27 protein-coding genes and 1 pseudogene are annotated in these 26,161 nt (G+C 48.4%); 12 read left to right on the top strand and 16 right to left on the bottom strand.

Annotation, left to right across the window (positions count from 1 at the left end; genetic code table 11):
- Window positions 1–93 precede the first annotated feature (93 nt).
- Window positions 94–1,032, bottom strand: a complete 939-nt coding sequence (locus tag ACOQOZ_RS13495; RefSeq protein WP_420588672.1) for a homoserine kinase — start codon at window positions 1,030–1,032, stop codon at window positions 94–96.
- Between the two features lie 66 nt (window positions 1,033–1,098).
- Entirely contained in the window at window positions 1,099–1,383 is a 285-nt protein-coding gene (locus ACOQOZ_RS13490; protein ID WP_420588671.1) for a DUF2782 domain-containing protein, read from the bottom strand.
- 108 nt (window positions 1,384–1,491) lie between these two features.
- Between ACOQOZ_RS13490 and polA the strand changes: the two genes are divergently transcribed.
- Entirely contained in the window at window positions 1,492–4,275 is a 2,784-nt protein-coding gene (polA, locus tag ACOQOZ_RS13485; protein ID WP_420588670.1) for a DNA polymerase I, read from the top strand.
- Window positions 4,276–4,299: 24 nt separating this feature from the next.
- Window positions 4,300–5,310 (top strand): patatin-like phospholipase family protein, encoded by a 1,011-nt coding sequence (locus ACOQOZ_RS13480; protein ID WP_420588669.1) that lies wholly within the window; start codon window positions 4,300–4,302, stop codon window positions 5,308–5,310.
- Between the two features lie 100 nt (window positions 5,311–5,410).
- Here ACOQOZ_RS13480 and ACOQOZ_RS13475 read toward each other — a convergent pair whose 3' ends face one another.
- The 13 genes and pseudogenes from ACOQOZ_RS13475 to ubiE all read right to left on the bottom strand — a co-directional run bounded on the left by ACOQOZ_RS13475 (window position 5,411) and on the right by ubiE (window position 14,943).
- Window positions 5,411–5,806, bottom strand: coding sequence for a hypothetical protein (locus ACOQOZ_RS13475; protein ID WP_420588668.1), 396 nt, complete (start codon window positions 5,804–5,806; stop codon window positions 5,411–5,413).
- A gap of 23 nt (window positions 5,807–5,829) precedes the next feature.
- The gene (tatC, locus tag ACOQOZ_RS13470) at window positions 5,830–6,585 is read right to left on the bottom strand and encodes a twin-arginine translocase subunit TatC (protein WP_420588667.1); all 756 of its coding nucleotides are present in this window, start codon (window positions 6,583–6,585) and stop codon (window positions 5,830–5,832) included.
- Complete coding sequence (gene tatB, locus ACOQOZ_RS13465; RefSeq protein ID WP_420588666.1) at window positions 6,582–6,893, bottom strand: Sec-independent protein translocase protein TatB; 312 nt, start codon at window positions 6,891–6,893, stop codon at window positions 6,582–6,584. The genes tatC and tatB overlap by 4 nt, the downstream gene beginning before the upstream one ends.
- Window positions 6,893–7,159, bottom strand: coding sequence for a Sec-independent protein translocase subunit TatA (gene tatA, locus ACOQOZ_RS13460; RefSeq protein ID WP_420588665.1), 267 nt, complete (start codon window positions 7,157–7,159; stop codon window positions 6,893–6,895). Before tatA ends, tatB begins: the two co-directional genes overlap by 1 nt.
- A 44-nt stretch (window positions 7,160–7,203) precedes the next feature.
- Window positions 7,204–7,545, bottom strand: a complete 342-nt coding sequence (locus ACOQOZ_RS13455) for a histidine triad nucleotide-binding protein (protein WP_420588664.1) — start codon at window positions 7,543–7,545, stop codon at window positions 7,204–7,206.
- Between the two features lie 14 nt (window positions 7,546–7,559).
- A complete protein-coding gene (locus ACOQOZ_RS13450) occupies window positions 7,560–7,895 on the bottom strand; it encodes a phosphoribosyl-ATP diphosphatase (protein ID WP_420588663.1) in 336 nt (111 codons plus the stop codon).
- A gap of 42 nt (window positions 7,896–7,937) precedes the next feature.
- Window positions 7,938–8,321, bottom strand: a pseudogene (hisI, locus tag ACOQOZ_RS13445) (phosphoribosyl-AMP cyclohydrolase); the annotation flags it as partial.
- A gap of 219 nt (window positions 8,322–8,540) precedes the next feature.
- Window positions 8,541–9,296, bottom strand: a complete 756-nt coding sequence (locus ACOQOZ_RS13440; RefSeq protein ID WP_420588662.1) for a spondin domain-containing protein — start codon at window positions 9,294–9,296, stop codon at window positions 8,541–8,543.
- 23 nt (window positions 9,297–9,319) lie between these two features.
- Window positions 9,320–10,048 carry a spondin domain-containing protein gene (locus ACOQOZ_RS13435; protein WP_420588661.1) on the bottom strand — a complete coding sequence of 243 codons (729 nt, stop codon included), beginning with the start codon at window positions 10,046–10,048 and terminating at the stop codon, window positions 9,320–9,322.
- 244 nt (window positions 10,049–10,292) lie between these two features.
- The gene (locus ACOQOZ_RS13430; RefSeq protein WP_420588660.1) at window positions 10,293–11,651 is read right to left on the bottom strand and encodes a sodium-dependent transporter; all 1,359 of its coding nucleotides are present in this window, start codon (window positions 11,649–11,651) and stop codon (window positions 10,293–10,295) included.
- Between the two features lie 157 nt (window positions 11,652–11,808).
- Entirely contained in the window at window positions 11,809–13,461 is a 1,653-nt protein-coding gene (gene ubiB / locus ACOQOZ_RS13425; RefSeq protein WP_420588659.1) for a ubiquinone biosynthesis regulatory protein kinase UbiB, read from the bottom strand.
- 21 nt (window positions 13,462–13,482) lie between these two features.
- Window positions 13,483–14,187, bottom strand: coding sequence for a ubiquinone biosynthesis accessory factor UbiJ (locus ACOQOZ_RS13420; RefSeq protein ID WP_420588658.1), 705 nt, complete (start codon window positions 14,185–14,187; stop codon window positions 13,483–13,485).
- 9 nt (window positions 14,188–14,196) lie between these two features.
- A complete protein-coding gene (gene ubiE, locus ACOQOZ_RS13415; RefSeq protein ID WP_420588657.1) occupies window positions 14,197–14,943 on the bottom strand; it encodes a bifunctional demethylmenaquinone methyltransferase/2-methoxy-6-polyprenyl-1,4-benzoquinol methylase UbiE in 747 nt (248 codons plus the stop codon).
- A 221-nt stretch (window positions 14,944–15,164) separates the two neighbouring features.
- Here ubiE and ACOQOZ_RS13410 point away from each other — a divergent pair, with 221 nt between their 5' ends.
- The 5 genes from ACOQOZ_RS13410 (at window position 15,165) to ACOQOZ_RS13390 (ending at window position 19,669) form a co-directional block, all read left to right on the top strand.
- A complete protein-coding gene (locus tag ACOQOZ_RS13410; protein WP_420588656.1) occupies window positions 15,165–15,422 on the top strand; it encodes a DUF1145 domain-containing protein in 258 nt (85 codons plus the stop codon).
- A 120-nt stretch (window positions 15,423–15,542) separates the two neighbouring features.
- Window positions 15,543–16,358, top strand: a complete 816-nt coding sequence (locus ACOQOZ_RS13405) for an SDR family oxidoreductase (RefSeq protein WP_420588655.1) — start codon at window positions 15,543–15,545, stop codon at window positions 16,356–16,358.
- A gap of 100 nt (window positions 16,359–16,458) precedes the next feature.
- Entirely contained in the window at window positions 16,459–17,040 is a 582-nt protein-coding gene (locus ACOQOZ_RS13400) for a hypothetical protein (protein ID WP_420588654.1), read from the top strand.
- 275 nt (window positions 17,041–17,315) lie between these two features.
- A complete protein-coding gene (locus ACOQOZ_RS13395; RefSeq protein ID WP_420588653.1) occupies window positions 17,316–18,947 on the top strand; it encodes a dockerin type I domain-containing protein in 1,632 nt (543 codons plus the stop codon).
- Between the two features lie 62 nt (window positions 18,948–19,009).
- The gene (locus tag ACOQOZ_RS13390; protein ID WP_420588652.1) at window positions 19,010–19,669 is read left to right on the top strand and encodes a cohesin domain-containing protein; all 660 of its coding nucleotides are present in this window, start codon (window positions 19,010–19,012) and stop codon (window positions 19,667–19,669) included.
- A gap of 70 nt (window positions 19,670–19,739) precedes the next feature.
- On the opposite strand, the gene ACOQOZ_RS13385 is transcribed toward ACOQOZ_RS13390, so the two are convergent.
- On the bottom strand, window positions 19,740–21,071 hold the full coding sequence (locus tag ACOQOZ_RS13385; protein WP_420588651.1) for a TolC family outer membrane protein: 1,332 nt from the start codon (window positions 21,069–21,071) through the stop codon (window positions 19,740–19,742).
- 170 nt (window positions 21,072–21,241) lie between these two features.
- Here ACOQOZ_RS13385 and ACOQOZ_RS13380 point away from each other — a divergent pair, with 170 nt between their 5' ends.
- The 5 genes from ACOQOZ_RS13380 to parE all read left to right on the top strand — a co-directional run bounded on the left by ACOQOZ_RS13380 (window position 21,242) and on the right by parE (window position 26,063).
- Entirely contained in the window at window positions 21,242–21,883 is a 642-nt protein-coding gene (locus ACOQOZ_RS13380) for an NUDIX domain-containing protein (protein WP_420588650.1), read from the top strand.
- 103 nt (window positions 21,884–21,986) lie between these two features.
- Window positions 21,987–22,448, top strand: a complete 462-nt coding sequence (locus ACOQOZ_RS13375; RefSeq protein ID WP_420588649.1) for a DUF1249 domain-containing protein — start codon at window positions 21,987–21,989, stop codon at window positions 22,446–22,448.
- Between the two features lie 177 nt (window positions 22,449–22,625).
- A complete protein-coding gene (gene cpdA, locus ACOQOZ_RS13370) occupies window positions 22,626–23,405 on the top strand; it encodes a 3',5'-cyclic-AMP phosphodiesterase (RefSeq protein ID WP_420588648.1) in 780 nt (259 codons plus the stop codon).
- Window positions 23,406–23,431: 26 nt separating this feature from the next.
- Entirely contained in the window at window positions 23,432–24,028 is a 597-nt protein-coding gene (locus ACOQOZ_RS13365; RefSeq protein WP_420588647.1) for a YqiA/YcfP family alpha/beta fold hydrolase, read from the top strand.
- Window positions 24,029–24,173: 145 nt separating this feature from the next.
- Window positions 24,174–26,063: a DNA topoisomerase IV subunit B gene (parE, locus tag ACOQOZ_RS13360; protein ID WP_420588646.1), complete on the top strand. Its 1,890-nt coding sequence runs from the start codon at window positions 24,174–24,176 to the stop codon at window positions 26,061–26,063.
- The last annotated feature ends 98 nt before the right edge of the window (window positions 26,064–26,161 follow it).

Raw genomic sequence — 26,161 nt, 5'->3', positions numbered from 1 at the left:
TCCGAACCCGATATATACCTGATACAGAAAAAGCCGCGGCAAATGATGAGTTTGCCGCGGCTTTTTTGTGTCTTGCGATTAAAACGCCGAAGATCAGCTGCGATGCTTTTCCAGCTTGGCCTGGTATTCACCCGGGTCTTTAATTGCGGTCATCTCGGCGCCGGATTGCTGTTGCTTACGGCGATTGGCAAGACGGCCCACCCACCACCGCAGTGCGCCAGCGCGTAATGCCTGATTCCAGCCTGCCAGTTCGGCATCGGTCAGTGGCCGAACGGAGCTGTAACCGTCGAGCAGGGATTGTTGCTTGTTGCCTAGCCAGTTGCCCTGTTTATCGCAGCACCAGTCGTTGGCGATGATGGCGATATCCATCAGCAGTGTACCGGAGCTGGCGTGGTACAGATCGAGAATGGCACCCACTTGATCGCTGCCTGCGACAAATAAGGCGTTGTCGTGAAACAGATCGCCATGAATCCAGCCCGTTGGCAGTGCCTGCCATTGAGCCTGATTGGCTTGTTGCCACTGTACTTCGTCGGCGAGCAGCGATTTTTCTGCTGTGGATAAATCATCCGCCAGTTCATCCAGCATCGTGCTGGCCCACTCCAGACCGTGATCATCCGGGCGGCTTTGCTCAAGACTCTGTGCCGCCAGATGCAATTCAGCCAGAGCTGCACCAATGGCATAACAGTGGGCTTCCGTTGGTTGTTCGATGTGCTCTCCGGGCAGGCGTTTACACAAGATGGCCGGTTTATTTTCTAGGGTATGTAACCACTCACCTTGCTTGTCTTCTAACGGTGCCGGTACCTGCAGGCCAGCCTGGCCCAGGTGGTGTGCCAGGGTGACCAGCTCGCGCACTTCGTCGTATTGGTGCTGCTCGAATAAAGTAAGTACAAACTCACCTTGTGAGGTATTCACAAAGAAATTGGTATTTTCTACGCCAGCTTCGATGCCTTTGTAGCTTTGCAGTTCACCCAGCGGAAAGCCTGACATAAAGGCTTCGACCTGCGGCTGAGTGAGCGGGGTATATACGGACATATTTTCAAACTTCGTTATGTAAGCAGCCCACAAACAGGGCCGTCAGAGGCGACTGTCAGCGGGAGATTACCAGCGGAAGATGACCCAGCTCGGCACCCGCATCTCCGGGTTATCCTTGCGCATAAAGTCACCATCTTCTTCATGGGTCGGAATCAGGTAATACGGTTTGCCGATTTTAGGCACTACCTTGATCTCACTCACCTTACCGTTCACCCGAAACTCATAGTAGGTATTGTCGCCATCATTGCGGATGGTTACGGTTTCACCAATCGGGTCTGCGGCCAGGGCATTCAGGCTGAGCAGGGATGCGGACAAAGCGGCGGCAAGCGCCAGTGTTTTGGTAAACGTCATGGTAGACTACTCGCATTTCAATTAATGCCAGTGTATCGCGTTGCCGGGCCTGTTTACACCAATTCGATACGCTCTGATAAAAGCCTAACCAAGGATTTGATTAATATCATGTCTCAGCCTGTCATTCTTGTTGATGGTTCTTCGTACCTGTTCCGAGCCTTCCATGCGATTCCTCTGCTGACCAACTCCAAAGGTCTGTATACCAACGCCATTAAAGGTGTGATCAGTATGATCAAACGGTTACAGAAGGATTATCCACAGTCGGAAGTGGTGGTGGTGTTTGATGCCAAAGGTAAAACTTTCCGCAACGATATGTATGGCGAATATAAAGCCAATCGCCCTCCGATGCCGGAAGAGCTGCGTGAGCAGATTGAACCGATTCACAACATCATCCGTGCGATGGGTTTGCCGCTGTTAATTGTTGAAGGCGTGGAGGCGGATGACGTGATTGGCACGCTGGCCGCCCAGGCGACCGAACTGAAGCGCGAAGTGATTGTGTCCACCGGCGATAAAGACATGGCACAGCTGGTGAACGAACACGTATCTCTGATCAATACCATGACGGACACCTTTATGGACGTCGAAGGTGTGAAAGAGAAGTTTGGTATTGGCCCGGAATTTATTATCGATTACCTGGCGTTGATGGGCGATAAAGTCGATAACATTCCAGGTGTACCGAAAGTCGGTGAAAAAACGGCCGTTGGCCTGATTGCCGGTTTAGGCAGCCTGGAAGATGTTTATGCCAATCTGGATGAGGTTAAAACCTTAAGTTTCCGTGGAGCAAAAACATTGGCGCCACGTCTGGAAGAACATAAAGAGCAGGCATTTTTATCAAAACAATTAGCGACCATTAAATGTGATGTGGAATTAGAAAAGCCATTGCAGGAATGGGTCGCTACAGCGGCTGATAACGACAAGCTGCTGGAAATTTTCCAGCACTTTGAATTCAAAGCCTGGACGGCCGAACTCAGTGGTGGTGCTGATAAATCGTCTACCGGTGGTTCTGCTGTGTCGGCTGGCGCTTCTGTTAGTTCTCATGTTGAAGGTGACGACGATGAGTTGCCAGCAAAGATCGAAGGCGACTACGACGTTATTTTTGATCAGGCTGAACTCGATAGCTGGCTGGAAACGCTGAAAGCGTCTGAATTATTTGCCTTCGATACCGAAACCACATCGCTGAATTATAAAGACGCTGAAATTGTTGGTGTATCTTTTTCTGTGGAAGCGGGAAAAGCCGCGTATGTACCCTTAGCGCACGATGACGACTGTCTGCCGGAAGGGAAAACGCAGTTGGATCGTGCCGCAGTATTGGCGCAGCTAAAACCTGTTCTCGAAGATGAGAACCAGAAAAAAGTTGGCCAGCATATGAAATACGATATGCACGTATTGGCCAATTACGATATCCACCTGAAAGGCGTCGCGTTTGATACTCAGCTGGAATCTTATGTGCTGAATTCCGTGGCGACACGCCACGATATGGACAGCCTGGCATTAAAATATCTGGGGCATAAATGCATCAGTTTTGAAGACGTTGCCGGTAAAGGTGCGAAACAGAAAACCTTTAATCAGATTCATATCGATGTGGCTGGCCCATATGCGGCAGAAGATGCCGATATCACTCTGCGCCTGCACCAGACGTTGTGGCCAAAACTACAGCGTGAAGAATCACTGAGTAAGGTATTCTCCGATATTGAAATGGGTGCCATGCCGGTACTGTTTGGCATGGAAGAAACCGGTGCGTTAATCGACGGCGATTTATTACACCAGCAAAGTGCTGAGATCGAACAGAAACTGCAGCAGCTGGAGCAGCAGGCTCACGATGTGGCGGGCGAAGTATTTAACCTGGCGTCACCAAAACAGTTGGGCGTTATTCTGTTTGAAAAGCTGGAATTACCGGTTCGTAAAAAAACGCCTAAAGGTGCACCCTCTACAGCAGAAGAAGTGCTGGTGGAACTGGCGGAAGAATTTGAGCTGCCACGAATTATTATCGAACACCGTGGACTGGCAAAATTAAAAAGCACCTATACCGATAAATTGCCATTAATGGTGAATGGTCGCTCCGGTCGGGTACATACGTCTTATCATCAGGCGGTTGCCGCGACTGGGCGTTTATCGTCTACCGACCCTAACTTGCAGAATATTCCGGTTAAGAGCGAAGAAGGCCGTCGTATTCGTCAGGCATTTGTTGCCCCTGAAGGTTATAAACTGGTGGCCGCGGACTACAGTCAGGTTGAACTGCGTATTATGGCGCACTTGTCTGATGATGAAGGTCTATTAAATGCCTTTAATGACGGTCGCGATGTTCACCGTGCAACCGCTGCAGAAGTGTTTGGTGTCAGTGAAGATGAGGTTACCGATAACCAGCGTCGCAGCGCCAAAGCCATTAACTTCGGTTTAATTTATGGTATGTCGGCTTTTGGTCTGGCGAAACAGCTGGGCATCGGCCGTGGTGAAGCGCAGGACTATGTGAATCTGTATTTCCAGCGTTACCCTGGGGTGCAGGCCTATATGGATAACACCCGTGAAAATGCCAAAGAAAAAGGTTATGTGGAAACCATCTTTGGTCGTCGTTTATATCTGCCGGATATTCGTGCGAAAAATGCACCTCGTCGTCAACATGCAGAACGCACCGCGATTAACGCCCCGATGCAGGGAACGGCTGCGGATATTATCAAACGTGCAATGATTCAGGTGGCTGACTGGTTACCTGAATCGGGTTTTGATGCGCGGATGTTAATGCAGGTACACGATGAACTCATTCTCGAAGTACGTGAAGATCAGGCCGAAGCCTTTGCCGCTGAATTGCAGCAGAAAATGCAGGATGCTGCAGAAATCAAAGTACCGTTATTGGTTGAAGCGGGTATCGGTGATAACTGGGATCAGGCGCATTAATTAACGTCGTTCAGGGAAGATAGCATGAGCAAACTGATTTTATCCCTTGATGGTGGCGGCGTTCGTGGCGCTGCCACCACTGAGTTTTTAACCCGTGTGGAAAAAGAACTTAAGCGTCACGGTAAAAATCTGCGTGACGAAGTTGATTTCTTCGCCGGCACCAGTGCCGGTGGCACCATTGCTTTAGCGCTGGCAACAACCAATAAAAGCATGGAAGAAATTGATGAGCTGCACGGCGGCCATACCGCGCAGACGTTATTCTCAAAAAGCAGTCGCTGGCCTTTTATCCCCGGTATTCTGCGTCCTAAATATAGCCGCGCAGGCAAGCTCGAGGTATTAAACCAGATACTGGGTGATGCCCGCTTAGGCGATGTTGCTCCAGGGAAAGAAGCTCTGGTTGTGACCTATGGCATACACAACCGCAAACCGCTTGTTATTAAATCGACCAAAGCGGCGCATCGCTCTATTCAATGCGTACAAGTTGTCGATGCAACGTCAGCCGCGCCGACGTATTTTCCAACCGCAGAGCTGGATATTAACGACCAGCATGCCTGGCTCATTGATGGTGGCGTGATTGCCAATAATCCAACCATGTGTGCCATTACCGAAGCGAAAAAACAGTTTCAGATCCCGATCGATGATTTAAGAGTATTGTCGGTTGGTACCGGTTATTTAACTGAGCCGTTAAACGGCAACGCATCGCAGAAATGGGGCGCTCTTCAGTGGGCATTAAAAGGTAAGATTCTCGATATATTATCTGACCAGCGTATTGCCGCTTATCAGGCGTTAACCTTGTGCAAGCCAGGTAATTATATTCGGGTTAACAGTGAACTGGTGAAGCAACCAGGTTTAGCCAATCCGCCGGTCCAGGCGATGGATTGTGTCACACCAGAGAATATTAAGCGTATTCGTGATCTGGGTAAGTTCTGGTTCGACCAATATGGTGAGCAAACCGTGCAATTGATTCTGAATCAGTATCAGGGACCATCGCTGGATTATATAGACCCGGATAGTGGTCAACCGATTTGTGAATAAACGAAACCGATAAAACGTAAAAGCCCGCTGCAGTTATGAACTGAGCGGGCTTGAATGGAACTGGTAGTAGTGATCTGTATGAATAACAGAATGTCTTCTGCTATTTGCAATTAAGTTTTACAGCAAGTCCCGAGATCCGAGCGATACCTGTTGTTAAAATATCAACTTTAGTTGCGTAGTTCTCCTTGTACTCGATACCACCTGCACCACCGAGATATGTCTTACGGTACCCGAGCACAGTATTCCAGCCATATTTTTTGAGTTCCTTGACCAGATCTTTTTCGAGATTGGTATACAGTTTTTGCAAGTCTTGAGCTGTAGCATTGCCCAGGGTATTTTCGCTTGCCACGGCTAAAAAGTTGGTAATTTTACAGTTCTTATGTGGAAAAGTTTCTATTGGCAACAAGCCATACCATGGTTTTTCATCTTTGGCATGCACAGGGCTGGCCAAAGTGATGGCAGAAACAGCCAGTAGAGTTAAAAGTCCTTTTTTCATATGTATTCCTTCTTGTTAGATAATTATTCCGCGATGGAATTTTCCTGTTGCTCTTCTTCGTCATCATGGCGTTTCACAGTTCGTGAAAACAACACGCCAATTTCAAATAATAAGTACATCGGCAGCGCCAGTACCGTTTGAGAAATTACATCCGGTGGTGTCACCAGCATGCCGACAACAAAACAGCCGAGGAAGATATACGGACGCTTTTCACCCAGAGACTTCACGGTAGTAATGCCGGTTAATACCATCAGGAAGGTAGCAATTGGAATCTCAAAAGCGATACCAAATGCGAAAAATATTTTGAGAATAAAGTTCAGAATATTGGTGATATCCGGCAGGAAAGAAATGCCTTCTGGTCCGGCGGCGGTGAAGAAACCAAACACCAGTGGCAGCACCACGTAATAGGCGAAGGCGATACCGGCGTAAAACAAAATCACCGAAGAAATCAGCAACGGAATACCAAACTTCTTTTCATGCTGATACAGGCCCGGTGCAATAAACGACCAGATCTGGAACAGAATAAACGGCACCGATAATAAGATCGCCAGCACCAGCGTCATTTTAAATGGCACTAAGAATGGCGATGCCACACCAGTCGCAATCATATTGCCGGTATCCGGCAGCAGGGTCGACAGCGGTTCAACCAGGATCAGATACAGATCGTTGGCAAAATAAAACATACCCAGGAATAACGTCAGCACCACTAAAACAGATTTCAGCAGGCGGTTACGCAATTCCACCAGATGGGTAACGAGGGGTTGTTCCTGATCGCTCATGAAGGTTTGGATTCGTTAGCAGCTGGCTTGTCGCTGGCGTCTTCGCTTTTGGTCTCAGTCGCACTGGCAGCCATTTTTTCTTTTTGATCGTCGTCCATAAAGGTTGCGTATGGGTCTTTCAGTTTTTCCCGCAATTCTTCGGTACGAGCGTGGCGCTCCAGATCATCCTGGATGTTGCTCATGGTACGACGTACTTTACCAATCAGCAGCCCGAGGCTGCGTGCCGCTTTAGGCAGTCGCTCCGGTCCCAGTACCAGCAGGCCCAGGATGGCAACCACCATCAGCTCAAGAAAACCAATGTCGAACATCAGGCTTTATCTTGCTTGTCGTTCTTTTCGGCAGTTTTTTCGGTGAAATCCGCGTCTTTTTCCAGCGCTTCACCTTTCTCGTGAGTCAGGTTTTTTGCTTCTTCTTCGTCTTTTTTGTCAGCTGGTTCGTCGTTCATGGCTTTCTTAAAACCTTTGACTGCACCACCTAAGTCACCACCCAGTGAGCGCAGTTTTTTCGTACCAAAAATCATGATAACGATGGCCAGAACGATTAACAGTTGCCAGATGCTGATACCACTTAGCATGGGATTACCTCTTATTTTTCTACTCTGATGAGTTTATTCAATCGTTAAAACCCCGGCAGGCGTTTGCCACCCAGGATATGAAAATGCATATGAAAGACTTCCTGACCACCTTCAACGCCGGTGTTGGTGATGGTGCGGAAGCCTGTTAACCCTTGCTGCGCTGCAATCTCAGGCAGTTTCAGCATCAGGTGTGACATCAGTTCAGCATCGCTGTGGCTGAGGTCGTTCAGATTCTCAATATGACGCTTTGGAATCACCAGCAGGTGGGTTTCTGCCTTAGGGGCAATATCGTGAAACGCCAGCAACTGCTCGTCCTGATACACAACCTTGGCCGGGATTTCTCCGGCAACAATTTTGCAGAACAGACAATCGGTGTGTGAGCTCATAAGAATCCGCTGTTTTAATCTTTGGCTGTGCGGGACGCTTTTTCTTCCAGTCCGGAAATATCAAAACGGCGCGCCAGTTCTTCGAGCACGACTTCCGGGCGCTCGCCCAGTTTTGCCAGTGCTACCAGACTATGAAACCACAAATCGGCGGTTTCGTAGATCACATCTTTGTTATCGCCGCTGGTTTCTGCGTCTTTGGCGGCCAGAATGGTTTCAGTGGCTTCTTCGCCCACTTTTTCCAGGATTTTGTTCAGGCCTTTGTGATACAGGCTGGCTACATAGGAGGAATCTTTGGAGGCGCCTTTGCGCTCTTCCAGAATATCGCCCAAAGCAGAGAGAATATCGCTCATAGCTGTTTCAGTTTCATTAACTCAGTGAATGTTGGATCAAGCTTAGTAAATATCTTTCGGGTCTTTTAACACCGGGTCTGTCGCGACCCACTGGCCGTCTTCATACACCTGATAAAAACAGCTCTCTCGTCCGGTATGGCAAGCGATGCCACCAATCTGCTCGACCTGCATCACAATCACATCGGCATCGCAGTCGAGGCGCAGTTCATGCAGCTGCTGAACGTGGCCAGACTCTTCGCCTTTGCGCCATAACTTCTGGCGGGAGCGGGAATAGTAGATAGCGCGGTTTTCCTGTGCGGTCAGCTCCAGCGCCTCACGGTTCATCCAGGCCATCATCAGAATGCGGCCACTTTTATGATCCTGGGCGATTGCTGGTACTAAACCATCGCTGTCCCATTTCACAGCATCTAACCAGTTGCTCATTGTGTTCTCTTGCTCTGTTACTGCAGGTACTTCGGCAGGTTCTTTTGCCCGTTATTGGCGGCAAAAGAGAAAAATCAGGTGGTGCAGGATACCCCATGGCGAGGAAATGCGGAAGTTATCCGCCGGGATGGTGAATGAACAGCAAAACCCGCTCTCCGCAGGGGGCAGAGAACGGGTTTTATCTGGTCAGCCTGATGGCTTATCCGGTTGGTGTCGTCCGGGTTATTTAACCCGGGTAACCCGGATGGCAACCGCTGGCTGGTCAAAGCGGTGGGCAACGGTCAGTACTGAGCTGGACAGACCCTCCGCCTGGGTGATTACACCCGGATGGAATACCACTTTGTTGTTGAGGTCGTTACGCTCAGCGTTAAACCCTTTATCCGCAGCAGAGCTGGTATCGGCAGGGCCAGGAATCGTGCCCGACGCTTCGCTGTTCAACTCAGTACCGGCATCCCATACCGGGCCGTTCCAGCGTTTGCTTTCGCCCACTGCCAGATTCCCCAGCGCCACGTTGTTCACACCGGTAAAAGCATCGTTGGTGTTAACCAGCATGGTCAGGCTGGTGAGATACAGCTCGGCGGTATTATCCACACCATCAACCTTCATGGTGAAGGTACGGTTGGCACCCGGGCCAACGGCCGCCGGGCCTTCATAGGTTTTTAACACCTGGCTGTTGGCATTGGCTTCCGCCAGCAGGGGCTTAGCGTCACCACCTTCTGCCATTTGCTCAATCGCAACCGAGGCGGCTTTACCTTCGTCGAATGCCAGGTAACCACTGCGATGAACAATCACGCCGGAAGGCGATTGAGGTTGGCCAGCCGTCAGGTTGGTGATGGAAATCTGCAGCTCAACTGACTTTGGTTCCGCAACCGGTGGTTTTGGTTTGCTGCTGTTATTGTCGTTATCACTGCCACAGGCGACTAACAGCGCACTGGCCAGTGGTACAACAGCGAGTTGTTTTAATGTTTGTAAGCGCATATCGGCTCTCCTCACTTAACGACTTATTTAACAACAACGGTTAAGCGAGCGACCGGGTTTAACCAGCGGTGCAGGGAGCTGTTGATATCGGATACACCTGCGGTGTTGTTCAGATCACCCAGGTTGCCAGCGTGAATATGGACCACGCCATTTTCGTCACCCGCTGCGGTTACACCAGTACCACCGGAAGTAACGGCGTTGCCCTGGCCACCCGGAGTACCAAAGCTGGAAACGAACGGTGCATTTGGAATCGATGCTGCCAGTTCATCATTGTTTTCGGTACCGGCATCGTAAGCATTCAGATTGATGCGGTAAGTGCCTGCAGTTGTTGGGATTTTCCAGTTGCTCAAACCAACAAAACCATCGTTGGTTGGCAGCAGCATGGCAGCTAATGATAAATAATCGTTACCGCTGTCGGTATTAATGGTGAAGGTGACGCTGTTGCCCGGGCCAACCGGACCATTGGAAGCACCTGGTGCGCCACTGTTACCGCCGTCAGCAACGTTGGCTGAAGCGTTGGTCGCAGCCGTTACCAGGCCAGAGATGTCGCCACCTTCTGCCATGGACTCTAATGCGTCGCTGGCGGCGCTGCCGCTTTGGAAGATGCTGACGGTGTTATTGTGCGCTGCTGCAAATACCGGCGTGAAATATACGCCGTGTGTGGCGTTGGTCAGTGTGATTTCTAATTCTGCAGCCTGAGTTACGCTGGCGGCAGCCATTAAACCCACTGCAGTGGCTATTTTCTTGATCATGGTCGTGTGTCCTGTCGTAGAGATGTATTTTTTATTGTGCGCACGAAAGATCAGAGGGGGCTTTTTTGCAGGAGTTCAGAAAATAAATAATTTATTTTCCGGGATTTTTTTTGCACTTTTACAGTCGCGTTGATTTACATTTTTCTGAATAATTTTTCGGGAACTAACAACAAAAAAGCGGAAGTAGACCACTACTTCCGCTTTGTTCCAGTTTTGTTTTTAGTGTTGGTCAAACAGCTGCTTTTTAATTAATAAACACCAATAAAATCATCGCCGGACACAGGTATTTAACGTAGGTCGGCCAGATTTTCCAGAACAGACTCTGCTCCAGTTGTGGATTGCCCTGCTTTAATTCCTTTAATAAGCGATCGCGTTTTAATACCCACAATAAGAAAATACCAAAACACATGGCTAATAAGGGTTGGGCGTAAACAGTCGTTGCGGTAATCACCAGACCAAACAGTGTTTCAAAGTTGATAACAATAACGGCTGAAGCCAGGGTGATTATTCCACCACACAACCAGCTCATGGTTGAACGCGGCTGGTTTAATTGCTCGCAGGCCATATTAACCGGCGACTCCAGCATCGAGATGGTCGAGGTAATTGCAGCGATGGTTAATAACGCAAAAAACGCGATAGCGACAAACGGACCTGCTGCTCCCATGGTATCGAACATGGCGGGTAAAACTGTGAACACCAGTGTGTCGGACGATAACAGCGTGCCGTCTTCAGCGTAAATCGTGACGCCATTTTTCTGTGCAACAAACATCGCGGGAATAATGAGTAATCCCGCCAGAAACGCCACAAAGGTATCGAGCCCGGCAACAATTGCTGCAGAGCCTGGCAGGTTTTCTTTTTTCGATAAGTAGCTGCCATAAACCATCATGCCGGTTACACCAAGCGACAAGGAGAAAAACGCTTGCCCCATCGCGCTGACAATCAGGTCGGCATTTAATTGTGAAAAGTCCGGCAGCAGATACATCGTCAGTCCGTCCATGGCACCGGGTTGCGACAGAATGTAACCAGCCAGCAGTACGAGCAGTAACAGCAGCGTCGGCATCAGCCGTTTAGACCAGCGCTCGATACCTTCGCTAACTCCACCTCTGACCACCAGAACCGTGAGCAGCATAATCACCAGCATCATGCTCAGGTTGCGGCTGACAGAGAAGTTGGTCAGCCAGTTTGCCGTATCGTTTAAGCCGATTAATTCCAGTGCCGGAGCCAGCATAAAAGCAACCAGCCAACCGGCTACAATGGCGTAGAAACTCAGGATTAATGACAGTGCCGTCACGCCCAGTAAACCGCTGAAGCCGGCCAGTCGTTTGGTTGTTTTACCGTCGGCCAGGTTTTGCAGGGCCGCAATGGGGTTTTGTTGGGATAAACGGCCAATGGTGAGTTCGGCGACCAGCATCGGGTAGGCCAGTACAAATACCATCACCAGATACATCAGCAAAAAGGCGCCACCACCATTTTGTGCCGCCTGGGTCGGAAAGCCCCAGATATTACCTAAACCAATCGCGGATCCGGCAGCCGCAAGAATAAAACCGGAACGGGAGGAAAAGCCGCCGCGCTCTGACGCAGCAGGAGTATGAGAATTCGCCATAAATGGCTCCTGATTGTGTATCGAGTAAAGTGGTGAAAACAATACGTTTCCAACCAGGGCTGGCAGCTCTTTGCCTTGTGAGCGGGAGCTGTTCAGCCGTAACCAAACCGGCCGGGTAGGCCGGGTGTGTTAAATACTGCCGCTGCGTTGCGCAGCCTCAGGATTTAATAAGCAGCCAGAGCAGGCCAACGCCAGCCAGACTCAGACCTGCAATTTCGGGAAGTCCGAGGACAAACGCCTGCCACCAGAGAAACAGACCCAGGCCAGTGGTCAGGCTGCCAAGGATATGATGACGTTTTTTCTGGCTTTGTTTTTCCAGTTCAAGTCGCAGCTGAGTGAGCTCTGACTGCAATGCCTGCTGGTTTTCGTCCATGTGGTTCAGGCGCGACAGGGCGCCGTGTACCAAACCGGGAATCTGAGGCGCTTTTTCGATCCAGCCAGGGAGCTGGCGCTTCAGTTCTGTGAAGGCGGCTTTAGGGCCAAAGCGATCGCGCATCCAGCGTTCCAGATACGGCTTGGCTGTGGTCCATAAATCCAGCTGTGGATAAAGCTGGCGACCCAGGCCTTCAATATTCAGCAGGGTTTTCTGCAACAGCACCAGTTGTGGCTGCACTTCCATATTAAAGCGGCGAGCAGTGCTGAATAACTGAATTAACACCTGGCCAAATGAAATCTCAGCCAGCGGTTTATCAAAAATCGGTTCACACACGCTGCGAATGGAAGCGGCAAATTCATGCACCTTGGTGGTTGGCGGAACCCAGCCGGAATCGATGTGCAGTTGTGCGACCTGATGATAATCCTGATTAAAAAACGCCAGCAGGTTCATCGCCAGGTAATGCTGGTCTTCTTCAGTCAGAGTACCGACGATGCCACAGTCGATGGCGATGTATTGCGGTGAAGACGGGTTTTCGCGAGAAACAAAAATATTGCCCGGATGCATATCGGCATGGAAGAAGCTGTCGCGGAATACCTGGGTGAAAAAGATCTCAACACCACGCTCGGCGAGTAATTTCATGTCGGTGTTCTGGGCATTTAACTCAGGAATGTCGGCAACCGGAATGCCATAAATGCGTTCACTCACCATGACTTTACTGCGGGTGTATTCCCAGAATACTTCCGGCATATAAAGAGAGTCAGAACCTTCGAAGTTGCGTTTTAACTGAGTCGCATTGGACGCCTCGATCTGCAGGTTTAACTCGCCATAAATGGTGTGACGATAATCTTCCACCACTTCCAGTGGTTTCAGGCGACGGGCATCAGCGGAGTATTTCACCAGCAGACGCGCCATTAACTCCAGCAATTGCAGATCGCGCTCGATGGTGTTTTCGATGCTAGGGCGGACCACCTTGACCACAACCTCCTGATCACCGTGTTCGCTGTCTTGTGGCAGGCGGGCGGCATGCACTTGTGCAATAGACGCCGAAGCTAAAGGCTCAGTCGAAAACTCCGAAAACAATTCACTGATTTTTTTACCCAGCTGATCTTCAATCATGGCGATGGCCTGATTGTTATCAAACGGCGGTACGTTATCCTGCAAGCGACGCAACTCGGAAACGATGTCGTCCGGAATTAAATCCGGGCGGGTCGACAGAATCTGGCCAAATTTAACGAAGATCGGCCCCAGGGCTTCCAGTGCTAAGCGCAATCGTGCGCCGCGGCTCAGCTTGCTTGGTACCGGATTTAGACGCCAGGGTGCCAGCCACAGCGCGATGCGCAACGATAATGGCAGTTGCTCAACCGGTACCAGACTGTCGAGGCGGTATTTGGTGAAAATAAAAAGAATTTTCCACAGTCGCCAGAGATTGGCCATAAAGGGAAGTCCTGAAATTAATTAAGACGGGTCGGCAGGTGTATCGCGCTGATCTTCCTGCTGACGGGTTGGTTGGGCGTTCGCGGCACATTTGGCAGCTAATGCATTAATACGTGCCTGCAGGCGATCACTGGCGAAGCGCAATTCATCAACCTGATCAGCAAATTCTGCCAGCAAGGGCTCCGGAGTAACCAGCTGCGCTTCGTCTTCGAGATAATCTTTAGCGGCCATCTGGTAGCTGGCGCCGGTGGACTTACGCCACTTCATCAGGTTGCGCACACTTTTGCCAATCTGATGCGCCATCAGGCTGCCGGTCAGCGGCTGGATCAGCGCTTCCCAATCGATATCAAGGTTCTGCACGACCTTGGTCAGGCGAATCGACAGTTCAGTATCGCCGTCCATATCAATGCCGCTGTTTATCAGCTGATTAGCTTTGTTATCGGCTTTCGCCAGCGCGGCAAAATCGACCAGCGAGCCACGCATGATGACATCGGCTGCGGCTTCGTTACTGAAGCTGAAACTGACACCGTTATCCAGCAATTGGACATACACCGGGGTAAAGTCATCAATCTCGACACACACCAGGCGACCGGAATCGGCGGCAATGGTTTTCAGCGTTGCACCGTCGTGCTGCAGCAGTTGATTAACCGATAACTCCAGCGGTACCAGTACCGCCTGAGACAGCATCAAGTTGCTGTTCAGGCTGGTCAACAGCGATTCAAACATGAGCAACCGTTACGGCTTGATGCCGCGGTGCAGGGCAACCACACCACTGGTCATATTGTGATAGGAGCAACGTACCAGGCCGGCTTCTTCCATCATGCCTTTCAGGGTTTCCTGATCCGGATGCATACGGATGGATTCGGCCAGATACTTGTAGCTTTCAGAATCGTTGGTCACTACTTTGCCCATAAACGGCAGCGCAGTGAATGAATACAGATCGTACGCTTTGCTCATCAGCGGATTGGTTGGCTTGGAGAATTCCAGCACTAATAAGCGGCCACCCGGCTTTAATACCCGTGCCATGGAGCGCAGCGCTTTGTCTTTGTCGGTAACGTTACGCAGGCCAAAGGCGATGGTAATGACGTCGAAGGTATTGTCTTCAAACGGCAGGCATTCAGCGTTGGCCTGAACGTATTCGATATTGCCGACGTAACCCTGATCGGTCAGACGGTCGCGACCGACATTCAGCATCGACGAGTTGATATCGGCTAATACCACACCGCCGGTTGGGCCAACGATCTTAGAGAACTTTTTCGTCAGGTCGCCGGTACCGCCAGCCAGATCCAGGACTTTATCACCCGGGCGTACACCACTCATATCAATGGTGATACGTTTCCACAGACGGTGAACACCAAACGACATCAGGTCGTTCATCACATCGTACTTCGCTGCTACTGAGTGAAATACGTCGGCCACCATGGCCTGCTTCTTCTCAGTATCAACGGTTTGATAACCAAAGTGAGTCTTGTTGTCTGACATGCTGACCTTCTCTGCTGGTCGCTGACCTGTTGTGATCACAGGACGAGCAAAATGGAAATTGCAGGCATTTTACCCAGCTGGCTGGCGAATGTCTTGTGCTGAGTCAGCGCCCTGGCTGATGACGCTGAGGCCAAGGTTGACGCCATTGCACCTAGGCAGGCGTGGCTGCTTCAGGCAAGGTGCTCAACACTATTACAAAAGCGATAACACAAGGTATTCCTATGATGGTAACGATGAATAAAATTGTCACTCTGGTGTTCTGGCTGTTAGCAGCCGTTGCCTGGGTTCAGGGCTGGCAGGATTGGCTGGGGTTATTGCCGACCATTGCCTTAGCGGTAGCCGGTATTCATGTGTTGGAAGTGATCTATTTCTGGGTTGCGCTCAAAGATCGCAGCGCTAACCCAGCGTCAGATGCATTACAGATTTTTATTTTTGGCATCTTCCATATGCAACGTTTTATTAAACAAGAAGCTGTCTGACCTTACTTCCTTTGGTTGGCTCCCACGGTTAACCCCTTCGAGAAGCATCCTTCGTGATGTTTCTCAATTTCTTTTAGTCCCGATTTGTTAGCCTGAAGTGAATAACAAGAGGGACGTTGTATGACTTTAAGACTCGAGAACAAAATAGCTTTAATTACTGGTGCTGCAAAAGGCATTGGTGAAGCGTGTGCGCAGTTGTTTGCGGTACAGGGCGCTCAGGTCATTGTTACCGATATCGATGATGCAACCGGACAGCAGGTTGCTGACGAGATAAAAGAGCTTGGGGGGAATGCCGAATATCGTCATCTGGACGTTGCCGAGGAGTCACAATGGCTACAACTGGTGACTCAGCTGGAGCAGGATTACGGGCATCTGGATATCTTAATTAATAACGCCGGGATTATTGGCTTTAATGAAATGCCCGGGCCGCATGACCCGGAAAATATGGACATGGCTGCCTGGCATAAAGTGAATCAGGTTAATTCCGACAGTGTTGCTTTAGGCTGCAAATATGGACTGCGATTACTAAAAAAATCCAAAGCCGCCAGTATTGTGAATATGTCTTCCCGCTCCGGTTTGGTCGGGATCCCCGCAGCAGCTCCTTATGCCGCCAGTAAAGCCGCTATTCGCAATCACTCGAAATCCGTTGCGCTGTATTGTGCCCAGCAAAAATATCCGGTGCGATGTAATTCTATTCACCCTGGCGCAATCATCACACCGTTATGGGACGCCATGCTGGGAGAAGGTAAAGCAAGAAAAGAAGCCATAAAACACATTGCGGCTGATATTCCGATTGGCCACATGGGCGAACCAATGGATGTTGCCTACGCAGCACTTTATCTGGCGTCCGATGAAGCAAAATATGTAACGGGTATTGAGTTAAATCTGGATGGTGGAATCTTAGCGGGAAGCAGCGCGGCGCCAGGGAAAGAATAATAGATTATATTTTGCACTTACGTACAAAAACCTTCCGATGTGAAACTAATGACCCTGTCAGTATAGTCATTAGCCATTTTCACCTATGGAAGGAATAATAATGAAAAAAATGGTTTTGGCAGGAGTGCTTTCGTTGGGAGCGATGAATGCTGATGCATCTGAATATTTAGATATTGCATATCTTGCAAACCCCGCTGGACAGTCACCAGGTGCATATATTGGCACTACGAAAAATGGTATTACACTATTGAGTATTCAGTCGCATGGTGGCCTGAGTTCTAGGCTTATTGACACTAGGAAGAAAGTAACTCAAGAAGAAATAATTGAAAATTCTGATACTGTTTTACGTGCTCTACCTTGGCCCAATGGATATCAAAGTGGTCTACTTGCTAACTACCCTGCACTACCAGCTAATGCTGAACGGTTTCAGCATTTAGGTGTTGTTCCAAGTATGAATGAAGGTGAATTTCAGGAGGTTGTACAGCCACTCATAAAGATGATTGAGTCATATGTAGTGGGTAATGACTATTTATACGATTCTTCAGAAACACAAGGATATCGTGCAGTAAGTGTTGGAGGGGATTGGGTTGCGTTTGCCGATGGGCCAAAAGGAAGTTCTTCTAATATATACTCATGTGATATTTCTGGTTGGAATTTATCTGATACATTTCAAAAAATTTAGATACTTGTATTTCAACTAACTTTCACTCGTCAGATAACTCTAGTTTTATATTTGAATACGCTAGGGAAACCATGAACTCTAGGGGAACTCAGATAGTTAAAGCAACTACGAATTCTGGTGAACAATTTAGTGAAATAAAGATTTTTAATCCAGAAAAAAGAATATACGAAATCTATAATCTCGGCCGAAATTTTTCCTATAGCAATTCAAAGATATACCTCTCTGATAGCGAGAACCAATTTTTTGTCATTAGTGGATCTGAGAACAGCAGTAATATGGTTCGATGGATAGGTAGTGGTGTACACCCTGTTGAGGTTTTAGATAATGATATCGCAAATGGTATTGTTAACGTGGAAGATAAGTACATAAACTACTTTTCAGAGGATGGATTATATACTTGTGAGAATAATATTCAGAATTCTGCTGATTTCAGTTATCGGGATTATATAGAGCTAATGATCTCAAAAGATAATCCGCTATATGATTTCTATTATTCTTACCCTTTACTTCCAAATAATCTTGACTCGCTTATTCGTTTAGGTGAGTTTGAAGATCGGCTTCCGATTGGAAGCGGTATCGAGGATTATAAGAACTTCGTAGAAACCTACATTCTTCCAGATGTTAATGATGATCTTCAACAATATAAAGATACTAGAACTAAGTTCATATCTTGTGTTGAAGGAAGCAAAACTCTTATAGCAACAGGAGTTTCAGCAGTCGCGGAAACAATGATAGTGGATGGTAGCCTGCGTACGTTATATTTTAAAAATTTAAAAACTGGCGATACTAATTTTCTAATACCCAATTCTTTAGTTTCCCTAGTGTATAATCATGAAAGTAAATTAACATCTTCTATATCTGAAGAAATACTAAATCTAATGGAAGGTAGTGACTATCTTGGTCTTATTGAAATTTCTCGCAATGTTAATTCTGAAGAGTTTGGTGAGCTCTTTGAAGAATTTCCAAATCTTGGAAGCAATCATGAAGAATATGGGCTTAATCCTAATACCTCCAAGGAGGAGTATGTTGGATATGTTGCAAATATATTAATTAATAATATTCCCTTTAATAAATCTTCTAACAATGCTCCTTTTAGGCTTCCTTATGTATTTCATTATAATGATGGACAGATTGGGTTCAATGCAGGTTTAATTAATTTTAACGGAATCTCAAAGGTAAATGCATCTGTAACTGTTGCTTCAAAATCACTATTAATTGACCCTTACACTAACCCCATAAGCTCAATCGATATTGTCACCAACGGCGAACTCTTCGCCGCAGACGTCAGCTGCACAGTGGCTGGCCCAATGGATATTACCTCCGCAGAATACGGCAACTGGGGTGGCTCCGAGCGATTAACACTACCACTACAATGGACAAGTAAAGATGCTAAAGGCGTTGTTTCTTTAAAAGGGGATGTTGACTCAGTATCCGGCGAACAGCAGCTACTGGTACTAGATACTTTGGCTGAAGTTACAACAGCGGATGTCACCATTAATTGTGCTGCAACCTTATCGGATAAAAATGGTAATCAGCTTAACGTAAATCTGATCCCAGCAACCATTCGTCTGAATGTTGATGAAAACGGTCGCTTTGAGTTCGATGAGCTACGTGATGGTGACTTCACCATCAACGTAAAATCTGAGCACTACACCCAGTCTTGTATTAATACGCAGACAACCGGTAGCCAGATTGATCTAGGTAATATTGAATTAATCGCTGGTGACGTGAATAACGACGGTGAAATTAATATTGATGACTTCACCTACCTCGCTGGTCGTTATGGCTCAGCTAAAGGTGATGAGCGTTACACCACTCTGGCTGATTTAAATTCAGACAACAAGGTTAATATTCAGGATCTGGCGATTCTGGGTAGTCACTTTGGCTCGCGACAGTGTAACCCTTGATTGTTTTTTTAGTTAACTGCATCGGGCGAAAGTCCGATGCACGGTTTCAACACGGAGTAGTAATGAAATTTCTGCATATAATTTATCTGAGTTTATTTTGTCATTTTGCCTTTGCTGGCCCTCAGTTGGAGGTACAAACAGAAGATAAAAATGGTGTGCGTTGGTTGTATTTCATCGTGAATGGCGTTGAGCAGATTTACGGAGCTGACCTTGAATTGAAGTACGATCATCAGACGATTCAGGTAGTCGATGTCGATGATAAGCAGTCTGGCATTCAGGTTGCGCGTGGCGCGCTGTTTGGTGAGCAGGCTTATGAAGTCTCAAATTATGCCGACCCAAGAACCGGTTCCGTGCGAATTGCTGCCAGCATTCTGCACCCGGCGGAGCCTGTTAGTGGTAATGGCGCTGTTGCGGTAGTTGGCTTTAAACATTCTGGTAAAGGAGAGGGAAAAGTCGAAGTAACACGTTTGCAGCTGGGGGATAAAGAGGGACGTTTAACGGAGGTCGCTTATCCTAAAATGATTGCGGTTGAGAAGGCACTTTCTGAAGTCAGCAGTGAGCAGCAGCCAATAGGAGCTTATGTTCCCGGCACTGCACAAGTGGTTCAGCCAGCCATCCAATCGAAAGATGATATGCTGATTTATGCGGTTATTGCACTGCTGGCGATTATTATCATCCTGCTCGCAGTTTTATTGTTACGTCGTCCGCAGGCGAACGCTTAATAATATTTCATGCCTAAAAAAACCGGAGAGGATTTAATCCGCTCCGGTTTTTTCGTTGCTCAGAGTTGTATTAACCCTTAGCTAACCAGCCATTCAGTACTGTAATGTCGTTCTCGTTCAGAGTACCGGCATAGAACTTCAGGTTTAATAAGTTAGCGATGTAATCGTAACGGGCATTAGCGTAATCGCGTTGTGCCTGAAAAAGATTACGTTGGGCATTTAACACTTCTACGATGTTACGTGTGCCAACTTTGTAACCGGTTTGAGTCGCTTCCAATGCACTTTCTGCAGAAACAATCGCTTGTTTACGGGCTTTAATATTTAACACATCGGTTTTAACTTTGCGGAACAGACTACGAATATTTTGTTTCGTGCTGCGACGCTCGCCTTCCAGGTTGTATTCCGCAGCTGCGTAATTCTGTGCTGCTTGTTTGGTGCGGCTATAGTTAGCACCGCCAGCCAGCAGAGGCATGGATAATTGAATACCAATCGCCGTTGTTGTGTTATCCAGAGTCTTATTGTCTACGCGAGGAGCTTGGTCGCCGTCTGTGTATGATGCTGTCAGGCTAACGGTCGGTAAATGGTTAGAGCGGGTAGCATTACGTTGCAGGCGAACGGAGTCTTTATTCGCTTCTGCCAATTGCAGACCTGCGTACTTAGCCAGTCCGGATTCCACCCAGCTTTCAACATCTGCAGGAGCAGGCATTTCCATCGCTACTTCGGCACGTAATGGAGATACTTTGTCGAAACGTTGACCGGTTAATTGCTCCAGCGCTTCGTAACTGATATCCAGGTTAGCTTCCTGGCCTAACAGGTTTACGTAGGAAAGGTCGTAACCTGCTTGTGCTTCATGTACGTCGGTAATTGCAATCAGGCCAACATCGAAGCGTTGCTTGGTTTGTTCCAGCGAACGTTTAACGGCTTTTTCTTCGGCTTGTGCTGCTGACAGGTTGTCCTGGGCACGCAGAACATCGAAGTAGGCTTTGGCCGTTCGGGTTAACAGCTGTTGTTCGGCCAGTTGCAGTTGCAAAGCCGCAGCTTCGTCACCAGCCACTGCTGATTTGTAGGTGTACCAGGCGTTCAGATTAAATAATGCCTGGCTGGCCTGAATCTGAAGCTGGTTTTGAGTGTAATCAGAATCAACGTCTGTTTTAGGCGTACCAGTTGCAAAAACACCGGATGTTTCGCTATCAATCTCAGTGATGCTGTAGCTCAGGCTGGCGTTTGGTAATAAGCCACCACGCGCTGCGCCAACGCCATAACCACTGGCTTCGCGAGTTGCGCGAGCTGCAGCAATCTCAGCATCGTTGCTGGCCGCTTGTTGATAAATGGTGCTAAGGTCGGCGGCGTTGGTCAGGCTGGAAGCCAGAATTGCAACGCTCAGAGTCAGTAGTTTCTTCATATTAATCGGGCCTTTGGCAGCCTGGTGAATAAAATTTCGTCGATTCTAACAGATTAAATGTCGCACAAATTGCACTTATTGTTCCAATTATAATAACAGACTGTGCAATTGCTCCGTAGAATATTAGTTAAGTTTAATATTCTTCTCTAGTTATATTTGGAGGTCAAGTTATGAACCCAAAGCAAACTTCAGTGCTGACTGAGCCTGAGTATAGTCAGGAGCAGGTCGAGATCGTAAGTAAGAAACGGTCATTTAATGGTTTTTTTGCAATTGATACTCTGACATTGCGTCATAAGCGCTTTGACGGACGCTGGACCGGCAACTTTACCCGCGAATTATTTGAGCGTGGCGAAGCTGTGTGCGTACTGTTATACGACCCGAATAAAGATTGCGTCGTTCTGGCAGAACAGTTCCGGATTGGTGCTCTGGCAGATCAGCGCAGCCCGTGGCTGCTGGAGCTGGTTGCTGGCATGGTTGAGCCTGGTGAGTCTTATGACGATGTTGCTATGCGGGAAACGGAGGAAGAAGCCGGATGTCAGTTCTATAAATTGCTGCCAATCTGTAATTACTGGGTGTCTCCGGGCGGAACCTGTGAACGGGTTCAGCTGTATTGCGGCTTAATCAACAGCGAGGGTGTCTGCGGCATTCACGGTTTAGAGCAGGAAAATGAAGACATCCGTCTGCACACTCTCGGTTTCGATGACGCTTATCAGGCCGTTGCTTCTGGCGAAATTAATAACGCAGCCACGATCATGGCGTTGCAATGGCTGAAGATCCATAAAGCCGATGTGCTAGCTGACAAAGCGATATAGAAACGCTGGCATTTAGCTGAATTTATTCTTTGTCTGGCACTGATCGGGGCCTTTGGTTAGGCTGCTGATGTTAATCTGTATGCAATACAATCCGGAGTAAAAGTTGTTGCGTAAAAAGCGTTATGTACCCGATTTGCAGGAGTTATCGACCCTCGCGGAAAAAAACTACCTGCGTTTTTTTAAACTGTTCCCTGAAATGGAAGCGGGTAGCGAACGTGTATTTGTGATCAGCAATATCAATGATCACCAGGCGCGCATTATTATGCGTGTTGAAGAAGTTCATCCTTACACCACGATGTTGCAGATCATCCAGCAGGGCCTGAGCCCTGAGTGGATCCAGCCTCCAAGAATGCAGGTGCGCCTCTACCACGATGCAAATATGGCAGAGGTGCTAAGCTATCAGAATGAAAAGCGGTTTGAAGGGCGTTACCAGTATCCCAACCCCACCATGCGGATGCCGGACGAGAAGTTACAGCTGAATCGCTTTCTGGCGGATTGGCTGGATCATTGTTTACAATATGGTCATATAGATACGCCGTTTGAATTTATGCCGGATCTGTCATAGCGGGAAATATGGCCGGTTCAGGCAAATACCCAGTGTAAAAAGCCGTTAATTCAGGTGTCTGAAGTAAGTTTTTGTGAACTTGATCCCTGTTGTGTGATGGCGGCTCGGTTTAAAGTGGAAGTTACTACCAGAATAGGGAGTGGGTGCGATTTGTTTGCGCTGAATACAAATGGGCCGGTGAGACTGGTTCAGATAACTGATACTCACCTGAACGGGCCGGAAGATGGCCACTTATTAGGCATGAAAACGCTGCACAGCCTGCAGTGTGTGCTTGATATTGTGCGTGATCAGCGTGACGCTATTGATGCCTTTCTGGTTACCGGCGACTTATCCCAGGATGGTTCCCTCCAGGCTTATCACCATTTGCAAAACGAACTGCGTCCGTTTGACTGCCCGTCTTTCTGGCTGGAGGGTAATCACGATTATCCGGACAATATGGCTGAAGCCGCCAAAGGTCATGAACATCTTGATCGTGTCATTCGCACTCCCCATTGGCAAATCATCATGCTGAATTCTCAGGTGGTCACCAAGGTACATGGCTATCTGGAGCAAGATCAGCTGGAACTGTTACAGCAAGCATTATCTGAGCGTCCTGATCTGCATTCTCTGGTTTGTTTTCACCATCACCCGATTGATATGGGCTGCAAATGGATCGACACCATTGGTGTTAAAAACGCTGATGAATTGTGGAAAGTGATTGATCAGCATAAAAATGTCCGTGCCGTATTATGGGGCCATGTTCATCAGGACAGTGACCAGATGCGTGGTGACGTACGCTTGATGTCGACGCCTTCTACCTGCATCCAGTTTGAACCAAAAACCGAAGACTTCTCGATTGATCAGGTTGCGCCAGGCTATCGCTGGCTGGACCTGCATCCGGATGGCTCAATTGATACCGCCGTTAGTCGGGTTGAAGGTATCGAGTTTGAAGTCGATTATTCCGTTAAAGGTTATTAAACGCTTCTAACGTCTGAGGAATTCCCTTGAGTGCTTGTCTTTATCTGCATGGCTTTCTGAGTTCGCCACAATCTCAGAAAGCACAGCAGCTTGTTTCCTATTTTCAGCAAAATCTGGCCAGTGATGAACTGGTTATTCCTGCATTGCCGTTTGAGCCAGCCGCCGCTATCCAGTTAGCAGAACAAACGCTGCAGCAGCTGCAACAAAAGCATGATCAGGTGTATCTGATCGGCAGTTCGCTCGGTGGTTTTTACGCCACCTATCTGGCAGAAAAATATCGCCTTCCTGCTGCGCTGATTAATCCGGCGGTCAGGCCTTTTGAGTTATTCGCTGATTACCTCGGTCCGAATACCCACTTTTATACCGGTGAAGTGCATGAGCTGACGATGGAGCATATCGACCAGCTTCAGGCGCTGAATATTGACCCGATTCAACAGCCGCAAAATCTGCTGCTGTTACTGCAAACCGGTGATGAGACACTGGATTATCGCCAAGCAGCGCAGTTGTACCGGGCTTGCCCTTCCTGGACCGAAGGTGGTGGTAATCACAGCTTCGAAGACTTTATCAGTCGTATGCCGATGGTGCTGGGCTTCGTTCATCGACATTACAACCCCGCCGAATAGCCGCTAACCCGGCACGAATCATCATTAACCCGGTATGAATCACTTTAAGGCTCTGGAAAATCAGCCAGAGCCATCGGTATACTCGCTATCTGATTTTTATACCCGACCTTTTAATAATAAGCGTCATCCTGTTTCAGAGGTTTGAATGTCCAAGCAATACACGGCGTCTTCGATTGAAGTCTTAAGTGGTCTTGATCCGGTTCGTAAACGTCCCGGTATGTACACTGACACCACCCGGCCAAACCATTTGGCTCAGGAAGTTATCGATAACTCGGTGGACGAAGCGTTAGCTGGCCATGCCAGCACCATTGAAGTGACTCTGCACGGTGATGGTTCTATGACTGTGTTGGATGACGGTCGTGGTATGCCAACCGATATTCACCCGGAGCACGGTGTCTCCGGTGTTGAACTGATTCTGACCCAGTTACACGCCGGTGGTAAGTTCTCTAACGATAACTACCAGTTCTCTGGTGGTTTGCACGGTGTGGGTGTTTCCGTGGTAAACGCCTTGTCCAAAGTACTGGAAGTTACCATCTGGCGTGATGGCCAGGTGCAGCGTATTGGTTTCCAGAACGGTGATAAAGCGTTGGATCTGCAGGTGGTGGATACCTGTGGTAAGAAACGCAGCGGCACCAGTGTTCGTTTCCTGCCTGATCCACAATATTTCGATTCACCGAAGTTTTCTGTTCCGCGGTTAAAACACGTCTTACGTGCCAAAGCAGTTTTGTGCCCGGGTTTGCGTATTAAATTTAATGCGCCGAATGCGGAAGACAGTGCCGAGTGGTATTACGAAGACGGTTTAAAAGATTATTTAAAAGTCAGCTCCACCGGTTACGAGGTTCTGCCCGCGGAACCTTTTACCGGCAGCATGACCGGCGAAACTGAAGGTGTTGATTGGGCGGTTCAATGGCTGCCGGAAGGTGGCGAGTTATGCCAGGAAAGTTACGTTAACTTAATTCCAACCGCTCAGGGTGGTACCCACGTAAACGGCTTCCGCTCCGGTTTATTGGATGCTCTGCGTGAGTTCTGTGAATTCCGTAATTTATTACCCCGTGGTGTGAAATTAACGCCGGACGATTTATGGGAGCGTTGCTCTTACGTATTGTCGGCCAAACTTGCTGATCCACAATTCGCCGGACAAACCAAGGAGCGTTTGTCGTCACGTGAAGCTTCATCGTTTATTTCCGGCGTAGTAAAAGATTCCTTTGCCTTGTGGTTAAACGAACACACAGCAGAAGCGGAATTGCTGGCGGAGATGGCGATTTCCAGCGCCCAGAGCCGGTTACGTAAATCGAAAAAAGTTGCGCGTAAAAAGATCACCCAGGGCCCGGCGCTGCCAGGCAAGCTGGCTGACTGTACCGGTCAGGACAGCGAACGCACTGAATTATTCCTGGTGGAAGGTGACTCTGCTGGTGGTTCTGCCAAGCAGGCCCGTGATCGTGAGTTCCAGGCGATCATGCCTTTAAGGGGTAAGATCCTGAATACCTGGGAAGTGGATTCTGGTGAAATTCTCGCCTCGGAAGAAGTTCACAATATCGCCGTTGCGTTAGGTATCGACCCAGCGACGGATAACCTCGACGGTTTACGTTACGGTAAAATCTGTATTCTTGCCGATGCCGACTCGGATGGCCTGCATATCGCCACTCTGTTGTGTGCCTTGTTTGTGCGTCATTTCCGCAAGCTGGTGGCGGAAGGGCATGTGTATGTTGCGATGCCACCGCTGTATCGTATCGATGTTGGCAAAGACGTTTTTTATGCATTGGACGAAGCGGAAAAATCTGGTGTATTAGAGCGTATTAAAGCTGAGAAAAAGCGCGGTAAAGTGAACGTACAGCGCTTTAAAGGTTTGGGTGAAATGAACCCGATGCAGCTGCGTGAAACCACCATGGATCCAAATACTCGTCGCCTGGTTCAGTTGTCGCTGGAGCCGGGGGACGGCACAAACGAATTGATGGATATGTTGCTGGCGAAAAAACGTGCGTCTGACCGTAAGAGCTGGTTAGAAACCCGTGGCAACGAAGTTGATATTGCCTGATCGATTTATTTTGAAAAGCTCATTCTTTAGCCCGGTTTTTAACCGGGCTTATTTTTGCCTTCGTTAAGGCTTTATTCACCTTTCTTCAGTAGAATTCC

The sequence above is a fragment of the Bacterioplanoides sp. genome (assembly GCF_965219715.1).
Classification (GTDB): domain Bacteria; phylum Pseudomonadota; class Gammaproteobacteria; order Pseudomonadales; family Oceanobacteraceae; genus Bacterioplanoides.
Note: the sequence above shows the minus strand (reverse complement) of the source record. Positions and strands in the feature narration are given on the sequence as shown.